This is a genomic window from Brachybacterium epidermidis, assembly GCF_015209585.1.
Lineage (GTDB): Bacteria > Actinomycetota > Actinomycetes > Actinomycetales > Dermabacteraceae > Brachybacterium > Brachybacterium epidermidis.
Genome location: NZ_JADEYR010000016.1, coordinates 50,569 through 59,787, shown reverse-complemented (window position 1 = coordinate 59,787; position 9,219 = coordinate 50,569). Strand labels below are relative to the sequence as shown.

The window sequence follows — 9,219 nt, the reverse complement described above, 5'->3', positions numbered from 1 at the left end:
GGGGCGGCGGCGGCGGCGCGGTGGGGCCCGGCGGCGGCCGCCGCGCCGGCGGCCGCAGCGCGGCACGCGCCGGGCTCCCGCCCCCCGCGCCCGGGCTCCCGGGGCCCCCCCCCGCCCGCGCCGGGCCGCCCAGCCCCGGCACCACCCACGCTGCCGAGAGCACGGTGAACATCCGCGGCTGCAGGTGCGGCGGGTACAGCCGGGCGATCAGCACGTACAGGGACACCGTCACCAGCCCCATGCCCAGGCCCTGCAGGCCCCGCCCGGCCACCAGCACGCTCATCGAGGGGGCCAGCCCCACCATCAACAGAGCGGCGCAGAACACCACCAGCCCCGCCGTCATCACCCGCATCGGGCCCTGACGGTCGTTCCAGGTGCCGGCCACCACGATGCTCACCAGGCTGGTGGCCAGTGGGGCCGCGAACACCAGGGGGTACAGCGAGAGGCCGCCCAGCTCCTCCGCCGCTCGCGGCATCACCGTGGAGACGGCGAGGGCCTCGAAGGCCACCAGGAACGGCAGCGCCGCCAGCGCCAGCGTGGAGCGGCGGAACTCGGCGGAGAACAGCGACTGCCGCCTGCCGTGATCGGTGGGGGTCGTGATCACCAGCCCCGCTCGCGCCACTCGGGCAGCTGCGGCCGTTCCTCGCCCAGGGTGGTGTCGTCCCCGTGGCCCGGGTACACCCAGGTGTCGTCGCCGAGGCGGTCGAAGATGCGCTCCTCGACGTCGTCCAGGAGCTGCTGGAACCTCTCGCTGTCGCCCTGGGTGGCACCGACGCCGCCGGGGAACAGGGAGTCACCGGTGAACAGATGGTCGCCGTCCTCCTCACCCCGCCACAGCAGTGCCACCGAGCCCGGGGTGTGGCCGCGCAGGGCGATTACCTCGAGATCGTTGACGCCCACGCGGACCACGTCGCCGTGCCGCAGCAGGGTGGTGGTGGGGATGCGGATGTCGGGGGCGTCCTCGGCGCCTGCGGCGGTGCGGGCACCGGTGGCGCCCACCATCGCGGCCAGGGCACCGACGTGGTCGTGGTGGCTGTGGGTGGTGACGATGGTGTCCAGGCGTGCGGTCGAGGACCCTTCGCGCACCAGCTCCAGCAGGCGCGGCGCATCCGCCGCGGCATCGATCAGCAGCTGGGCGCCGGAGACCCGGCACGTGAGCAGATACGCGTTGTTGTCCATCCCTCCCACCGAGGCCTTGCGGATGGTGAGCGTGGAGCAGAGGCGGGTGGCGGAGGGCCCGCCGGGCTCGACATGACCGTCGTACTCTCTCGTGTCCATGTCAGAAGTATCTCCGGTCGGCACCTCCTCGTGCGTCAGTGCCCGCTCGTAGGATGGGCCGGTGACTGAAACGCTGGTCGTCCGTGGTGCCCGTGAGCACAACCTGAAGAACATCGACATCGAGATCCCCCGCAATCAGCTGGTGGTGTTCTCGGGGCTGTCGGGGTCCGGGAAGAGCTCCCTGGCCTTCGACACCATCTTCGCCGAGGGGCAGCGCCGCTACGTCGAGTCGCTGTCCAGCTACGCCCGCCAGTTCCTGGGCCAGATGGACAAGCCCTCGGTGGACCTCATCGAGGGGCTCTCCCCGGCGGTGTCGATCGACCAGAAGTCCACCAACCGCAACCCCCGCTCCACGGTGGGCACCATCACCGAGGTGTACGACTACCTGCGCCTGCTGTTCTCCCGCACCGGGATCCAGCACTGTCCTGTGTGCGGCGAGGAGGTGCGCTCCAGCTCGGCCGAGCAGATCGTGGACACCCTGCTCGAGCAGGAGCCGGGCACCCGCTTCCAGCTGCTGGCTCCGGTGGTGCGGGGCCGCAAGGGCGAGCACATCGAGCTGCTCAGCGCACTGCGCTCCCAGGGGTACGCGCGCGCCCGCATCGACGGCGCGGTGCGGCGCCTGGACGAGGAGATCACCCTCGACCGCAAGCTCAAGCACACCATCGAGGTGGTGGTCGACCGCCTGGCGGCCAAGCCCGATGCCCGCCGCCGCCTGACCGATTCGGTGGAGACCGCCCTGCGCCTCGCCGAGGGACTGGTGATCGTGGACCTGGTGGACCTGCCGGAGGATGATCCGGGCCGCTCACGGCGGTTCTCCGAGAAGCGCTCCTGCCCCAACGACCACCCGCTGGTCATCGACGACATCGAACCGCGGGCCTTCTCCTTCAACGCCCCCTACGGCGCCTGCCCCGAGTGCGCGGGCCTGGGCTCCCGGCTCGAGGTGGATCCGGAGCTGGTGATCCCGGACGAGGACCTCACCCTCGCCGAGGGCGCCATCGCCCCGTGGACCATGGGTTCGTCCGATCACCATCAGGAGATGATGGCGGGGCTGGCGCAGGAGCTGTCCTTCTCGATGGACACCCCGTGGCGGGCCCTGCCGGAGCGGGCACGGGAGGCACTGCTGCACGGCAAGGACTACAAGGTCCACGTGAAGTACCGCAACCGCTTCGGTCGCGAGCGCACCTACGCCACCGGCTTCGAGGGCGTGATGCACTTCCTGACCCGCCGCCACGAGGACACCGACTCCGACTGGGCCAAGGACCGCTACGAGCAGTTCATGCGCGAGGTGCCCTGCCCGGCCTGCGACGGTGCGCGCCTGCGCCCGGAGATCCTCGCGGTCACCGTGGGCGGCAGGTCCATCGCCGAGGTGTGCGAGCTGTCCATCCGCGACGCCCACGAGTTCGTCTCCTCCCTCCAGCTCAGCGAGCGGGACATGACCGTGGCCGACGGGGTGCTGCGGGAGATCCGCGCGCGCCTGGGCTTCCTGCTGGACGTGGGCCTGGAGTACCTGTCGATGGCGCGGGCCGCCGGCACCCTCTCCGGCGGTGAGGCCCAGCGCATCCGCCTGGCCACCCAGATCGGCTCCGGGCTGGTGGGCGTGCTCTACGTGCTGGACGAGCCGTCGATCGGCCTGCACCAGCGCGACAACGAGCGCCTGATCGCCACCCTCACCCGCCTGCGGGACCTCGGCAACACCCTGATCGTGGTCGAGCACGACGAGGACACCCTCAACGCTGCCGACTGGGTGGTGGACATCGGCCCCTTGGCCGGTGAGCACGGCGGGCGGGTGGTCCACTCGGGCCCCGTCGCGGAGCTCAAGCGCAACCCCGACTCTCTCACCGGTCGCTACCTCGCTGGGCAGTTGGAGATCCCGCTGCCGCTGACCCGCAGACCGGTGGACAAGGAGCGCGCGGTGACCGTGGTGGGCCCCCGCGCCAACAACCTGCGCGGTACCGACGTCACGTTCCCGCTGGGCGTTCTGACAGCCGTCACCGGCGTCTCCGGCTCCGGCAAGTCCACCCTGGTCAACGACATCCTGTACGCGGTGATGGCCAAGGAGCTCAACCGCGCCCGGGTCGTGCCCGGCCGGCACAAGCGCGTCACGGGCCTGGAGCACCTGGACAAGGTGGTGCACGTGGACCAGTCGCCCATCGGCCGCACCCCCCGTTCCAATCCCGCCACCTACACCGGCGTGTGGGACCGGGTGCGCACCCTGTTCGCACAGACCACCGAGGCGAAGGTGCGCGGCTACACCGCCGGGCGCTTCTCGTTCAACGTCAAGGGGGGACGCTGCGAGGCCTGCTCCGGCGACGGCACCCTGAAGATCGAGATGAACTTCCTGCCGGACGTGTACGTCCAGTGCGAGGTGTGCAAGGGCAAGCGGTACAACCGCGAGACCCTCGAGGTGCACTTCAAGGACAAGAACGTCGCAGAGGTGTTGGAGATGTCGATCTCCGATGCGCTGGAGTTCTTCGACGCCGTGCCCGCGATCCGCCGCCAGCTGCAGACCCTGGTGGACGTGGGCCTGGGGTACGTGCGCCTGGGGCAGTCCGCCACGACGCTCTCCGGCGGTGAGGCGCAGCGCGTCAAGCTCGCCTCCGAACTGCACAAGCGCTCCAACGGCCGCACCGCCTACGTGCTGGACGAGCCCACCACCGGCCTGCACTTCGAGGACGTCCGCAAGCTGCTGGAAGTGCTGGGCGGGCTCGTGGACAAGGGCAACACGGTGATCGTGATCGAGCACAACCTCGACGTGATCAAGAGCGCCGACCACATCATCGACCTGGGCCCCGAGGGCGGCGCGGGCGGCGGCAGGATCGTCGCCACCGGCACCCCCGAGCAGGTGGCGAAGGTGAAGGGCTCCCACACCGGGCACTTCCTGGCCCCGATGCTCCAGGCGGGCCGCGCCGGCAGGAGCTGAGCATGGCCGATCCCGCCACCTACCGGCCCGCCACCGGGTCCATCCCCACCTCGCCGGGGGTGTACCGGTTCAGGGACGACGACGGCCGCGTGATCTACGTGGGCAAGGCGAAGAACCTGCGGCAGCGCCTGACCAACTACTTCCAGGACCTCGCGGTGCTGCACGAGCGCACGCGGCGCATGGTCACCACCGCCTCCTCCGTGGAGTGGACGGTGGTGGGCACCGAAGTGGAGGCCCTCACCCTGGAGTACACCTGGATCAAGGAGTTCGACCCGCGGTTCAACGTCAAGTTCCGCGACGACAAGTCCTACCCGTACCTGGTGGTGACTATGGGGGAGGAGGTGCCGCGGGTGCACATCACCCGCCGCACGCCCCGCAAGGGCGATCGCGTCTTCGGCCCGTACACGCAGGTGTGGGCGATCCGCGAGACCCTCGACCTGATGCTGCGGGTGTTCTCCATCCGATCGTGCAGCGCCGGGGTGTACCGGCGCGCCGAGCGCTCGGGGCGGCCCTGCCTGCTGGGCTTCATCGGCAAGTGCGCAGCGCCCTGCGTGGGCGAGATCTCCGTGGCCGAGCACCGGGAGCTGGCCGAGCAGTTCTGCGACTTCATGGCCGGCAACACCTCCACCTACACGCGGCGCATCCAACGGCAGATGAAGGACGCGGCCGCGGCCATGGACTACGAGGCAGCGGCCGCCCTGCGGGACGACCTGATCGCCCTGGACAAGGTGATGGAGAAGAACTCGGTGGTGCTCTCCGACGCCACCGACGCCGACCTGGTGGGCATGGTGCAGGACGAGCTGGAGGCCTCCGTGCAGGTCTTCCACGTGCGCGGAGGCAGGATCCGGGGCCAGCGGGGCTGGATCGCCGAGATCCTCGACGACTCCAGCCCCGCCGATCTCATGGAGCGCGCCCTCACCACGCTCTACGCGGAGGCCACCGCCCCCCGGGAGGTGCTGGTCACCTCCGTCCCCGCCAACCAGGACCAGGTCCAGGCCCTGCTGGGAGCGCGCACCGAGATCCGAGTGCCCCGCCGCGGGGAGAAGAAGGACCTGCTGGCCACCGTCACCGCCAACGCCGAGGAGGCGCTGCGGCTGCACCGCCTGCGCCGCACCGGCGACCTCACCGCCCGCACCAAGGCCCTGGAGGACCTGGCCGAGGCGCTGGAGCTGGCAGAGCCCCCGCTGCGCATCGAGTGCTTCGACATCTCCCACTCCCAGGGAACCAACGTGGTGGGCTCCATGGTGGTGTTCGAGGACGGCCTGCCCCGCAAGAGCGAGTACCGGCGGTTCTCCGTGACCGGCGCCGCCGCCCGGGACGACACCGCCTCCATGCACGATGTGCTCACCCGGCGGCTGAGGCACCACCTGGACCCGCCCGAGCCGGAGTCCGAGGACCAGAAGCGCCGCTTCGCCTACCCGCCCTCGCTGATCCTGGTGGACGGCGGCCCCGCCCAGGTCGCCGCGGCCCAGCGCGTGCTCGACGAGCTCGGCATCACCGACATCGCGCTGGCCGGGATCGCCAAGCGTCTCGAGGAGATCTGGCTGCCCGGGGACGAGCACCCCGTGATCCTGCCGCGCACCAGCGAGGCCCTGTTCCTGGTGCAGCGCCTGCGGGACGAGGCGCACCGCTTCGCGATCTCCTACCACCGCTCGAAGCGGGGGCGCGCCATGCAGGCCAGCGCACTCGACGGCATTCCCGGTCTGGGGCCGGCACGTCGCCGCGCTCTGCTGGACCGCTTCGTGACCGTGAGGGCCATCCGCGAGGCCGAGGTCGAGCAGCTGCAGGAGGTCGCGGGGATCGGCCCGTCCCTCGCTGCACAGATCAGCAGCGCGCTACGATCCGATGAGCCTCAGGACGTGGCCGTGGACATGGCCACCGGTGAGATCATCGATGGCTGACCGCCCCGAGAACCCCCTCGAGCAGAAGGAGCAGCACGTGAGCACCGACGACGCGCCCACCGATGCCGCAGCGCCAGAGGCGGACCCGCCCGCCGCTGCGGGGGAGCGCCGCCCGAGCGGGGAGATCATCATCATCACCGGCCTGGCCGGCGCGGGCCGCGAGACCGCGGCGCACGCGCTCGAGGACCTCGGGTGGTACGTGGTCTACAACATCGTCCCGCAGCTGATCCCCACGCTGTACGAGCTGCAGGCCACGGCCGAGGGCCGCGACAACCGCTTCGCCGTCGTGGTGGACCCCCGCTCCGGGCCGTTCTTCGGCGAGCTCGCCGGCGTCGTCGCCCAGCTGCGCCGATCCGATGTGCGGCTGCGCCTGGTGTTCCTGACCGCCGATGAGGCCACCCTGGTGCGGCGGTTCGACTCCGTGCGCCGACCCCACCCGATGCAGGGGGAGGAGGGAGTGCTGGAGGGCATCCGACGCGAGCGCGAGCTGCTGGCCCCCTACCGCCGCACGGCCGACGTGGTCATCGACACCTCCCCGCTGAACGTCCATGAGCTCACCATGAAGATGCGCTCCACCTTCGGCACGCGGGCGGAGCAGCAGCTCACGGTGACGATGCTGTCCTTCGGCTTCAAGTACGGGATCCCCCTGGAGGCCGACCACGTCAGCGATGTCCGCTTCATCCCCAACCCCTACTGGGTGCCCGAGCTGAAGGCGCTGCGCGGCACCGACCGGGAGGTCTCCGAGTTCGTGCTCGGAGACGCCAACGCCGCCGAGTTCGTGGACCGCTACCTGGAGATGATCACCCCCGTGCTGCGCGGCTACACCACGGAGAACAAGCACTCCACCACACTGGCGATCGGCTGCACGGGCGGCAAGCACCCCTCGGTGGCGATCTCCGAGCGGATCGGTGAGGAGCTGCGGCGAGCGGGTCACGCCGTGCGCATCCGTCACCGGGATCTGGGGCGGGAATGAGCATCGCCCACCGCAAGGGCGGGGGCCGCCTGCGCACCGCCGACCGCTCCTCCAGCGCCCGCCGCGGGCGTCGTGACAGCCCCGACGAGCCGATGCGCGTGGTCGCGCTGGGCGGCGGGCACGGCCTGGCCTCCAACCTGCGTGCGCTGCGCCTGCTGGCCGACGAGATCACCGCCGTGGTCACCGTCGCCGACAACGGCGGCTCCTCCGGTCGCATCCGCAACGAGATCCCGGTGCTGCCCCCCGGGGACCTGCGGATGGCACTGGCCGCACTGTGCGAGGACTCCGACTGGGGCTCCATCTGGGGCGATGTCATCCAGCACCGCTTCTCCACCGAGGGCCAGCTCGACGGCCACTCCCTGGGGAACCTGATGATCGTGGCCCTGTGGCAGATCCTCGAGGACCCGATCGAGGGCCTGGACCAGATGGCCGAGCTGCTCGGTGCCCGCGGTCGCGTGCTCCCGATGGCGCTGGACCCCCTGGACATCGAGGCGGACGTGCGCGGCGCCGACGGCACGGTGCGCACCGTGGCCGGCCAGTGGCAGGTCGCGACGGCGGAGGGCAAGGTCGAGGCGCTGCGCCTGGACCCGCCCCGTCCGAGGGTCCCCCAGGCCACGCTGGACGCCATCGAGCGCGCCGACTGGATCATCGTCGGCCCCGGTTCCTGGTACACCTCGGTGCTCCCGCACCTGATGATCCCCGAGATCGCCGAGGCCATCCGGGCCAGCGCGGCGCGGCGCTGCATCACGATGAACCTCTCGGTGGGACAGCAGGAGGCCGAGGGGATGACCAGCCAGAACCTGCTGGACGCCGTGCTGGAGCACGCGACAGGCACACGCTTCGATGCCCTGATCGCCGATCCCACGGCGCTGGAGGACGCCTCGGAGCTCGCCCAGGCCGCGCAGCGTCGAGGGCTCAGGGTGCTGCTGCGCCAGGTCAGCGTGGGGGACGGCTCCCCGAACCACGACCCGGTGCGGCTGGCCGCCGCGTACCGCGACCTCTTCGACGACGTGGTGGGGGATGTCACCGCCGACCCTGCCCCGATCACTGCCGCTGCGCCCGAGACGACCCCAGCACAGGAGGACACCAATGGCCCTGACCGCTGACGCCAAGGAGGAGCTGAGCCACCTGGAGGTGACGCGCCCTTCCGCACGCAAGGCCGAGGCGTCGGCGATGCTGCGCTTCGCCGGTGGCCTGCACCTGGTGGGCGGGCAGGTCGTGGTCGAGGCCGAGCTGGACTCCGCGGCCGTGGCGCGCAGGCTCCACGGCATCATCGCCGAGATGTACGGGCATCGTGCCGAACTGGCCGTGCTGGCCCCATCCGGTATCCGCCGCAGCACCCGCTACATCGTGCGGGTCGAGCGTGAGGGCGGGATGCTCGCCCGCCAGACCGGCCTGCTCGACTCGCGCGGCCGCCCCGTGCGGGGCATGCCACCGGCCGTCGTCGGGGGAGCCGCAGTCGATGCGGAGGCCGCCTGGCGCGGTGCTTTCCTGGCCCGGGGGTCCCTGACCGAGCCCGGCCGCTCCGCGGCACTGGAACTGTTCTGCCCGGGGCCCGAGGTGGCGCTGGCGATGGTGGGTGCAGCGCGCAGGCTGGGGGTGGCCGCCAAGGCCCGCGAGGCCCGAGGCGGTGACCGAGTGGTCCTGCGCGACGGCGATGCGATCTCCGCCCTGCTCACCAGGATGGGAGCCCACCGCACCGTCCTGACCTGGGAGGAGCACCGCACCCGGCGTGAAGTGCGGGCCACCGCGCACCGCCTGGCCAACTTCGACGACGCCAACCTGCGCCGCTCCGCACGAGCAGCTGTCGCCGCAGGTCAGCGGGTGCAGCGGGCCCTGGAGATCCTGGGCGACGAGGTCCCCGAGCACCTGCTCTCCGCGGGGCGGCTGCGGCTGGAGAACCGGCAGGCCAGCCTCGAGGAGCTGGGCCGTCTGGCTGACCCGCCGCTGACCAAGGACGCCGTGGCCGGTCGCATCCGCCGTCTGCTGGCCATGGCGGACAAGCGCGCCGAGGAACTGGGCGTGCCAGGCACCGAGGAAGTCGTGGACGAGGACCAATTGCCGCCGTCGCCCGACGGCAGGGATTGATAGGATCGTCTCGGTCGTCGGTTCACGCCGGCACCGTACGAGCGTACGAGGGCGTGCGC

General features: G+C 71.4%; 7 protein-coding genes. 5 read left to right on the top strand and 2 right to left on the bottom strand.

Annotated features, from left to right (window positions below; translation table 11 throughout):
* Window positions 1-604 (bottom strand): MFS transporter (locus IOE58_RS12350; RefSeq protein WP_193866675.1); only part of this gene is annotated, 604 nt, incomplete at its 3' end.
* Complete coding sequence (locus IOE58_RS12345; protein WP_193866674.1) at window positions 601-1,278, bottom strand: MBL fold metallo-hydrolase; 678 nt, start codon at window positions 1,276-1,278, stop codon at window positions 601-603. The genes IOE58_RS12350 and IOE58_RS12345, both read right to left, overlap by 4 nt.
* 61 nt (window positions 1,279-1,339) lie before the next feature.
* Between IOE58_RS12345 and uvrA the strand changes: the two genes are divergently transcribed.
* From uvrA to whiA, 5 genes are read left to right on the top strand one after another with little or no spacing between them, the layout of a single operon-like run.
* Entirely contained in the window at window positions 1,340-4,198 is a 2,859-nt protein-coding gene (gene uvrA / locus IOE58_RS12340) for an excinuclease ABC subunit UvrA (RefSeq protein WP_193866673.1), read from the top strand.
* Between the two features lie 2 nt (window positions 4,199-4,200).
* Entirely contained in the window at window positions 4,201-6,099 is a 1,899-nt protein-coding gene (uvrC, locus tag IOE58_RS12335) for an excinuclease ABC subunit UvrC (protein WP_193866672.1), read from the top strand.
* Window positions 6,092-7,072 (top strand): RNase adapter RapZ, encoded by a 981-nt coding sequence (rapZ, locus tag IOE58_RS12330; protein WP_228019985.1) that lies wholly within the window; start codon window positions 6,092-6,094, stop codon window positions 7,070-7,072. Before uvrC ends, rapZ begins: the two co-directional genes overlap by 8 nt.
* Window positions 7,069-8,178 carry a gluconeogenesis factor YvcK family protein gene (locus IOE58_RS12325; protein WP_228019983.1) on the top strand — a complete coding sequence of 370 codons (1,110 nt, stop codon included), beginning with the start codon at window positions 7,069-7,071 and terminating at the stop codon, window positions 8,176-8,178. Before rapZ ends, IOE58_RS12325 begins: the two co-directional genes overlap by 4 nt.
* Entirely contained in the window at window positions 8,162-9,160 is a 999-nt protein-coding gene (gene whiA, locus IOE58_RS12320; RefSeq protein WP_193866671.1) for a DNA-binding protein WhiA, read from the top strand. Before IOE58_RS12325 ends, whiA begins: the two co-directional genes overlap by 17 nt.
* Window positions 9,161-9,219: the final 59 nt, after the last annotated feature.

What these genes read in the sequence shown, in the direction of transcription:
- IOE58_RS12345 (WP_193866674.1), bottom strand. Translation starts at nt 1,278, where the DNA reads ATGGACACGAGAGAGTACGACGGTCATGTCGAGCCCGGCGGGCCCTCC.
- uvrC (WP_193866672.1), top strand. Translation starts at nt 4,201, where the DNA reads ATGGCCGATCCCGCCACCTACCGGCCCGCCACCGGGTCCATCCCCACC.
- rapZ (WP_228019985.1), top strand. Translation starts at nt 6,092, where the DNA reads ATGGCTGACCGCCCCGAGAACCCCCTCGAGCAGAAGGAGCAGCACGTG.
- IOE58_RS12325 (WP_228019983.1), top strand. Translation starts at nt 7,069, where the DNA reads ATGAGCATCGCCCACCGCAAGGGCGGGGGCCGCCTGCGCACCGCCGAC.
- whiA (WP_193866671.1), top strand. Translation starts at nt 8,162, where the DNA reads ATGGCCCTGACCGCTGACGCCAAGGAGGAGCTGAGCCACCTGGAGGTG.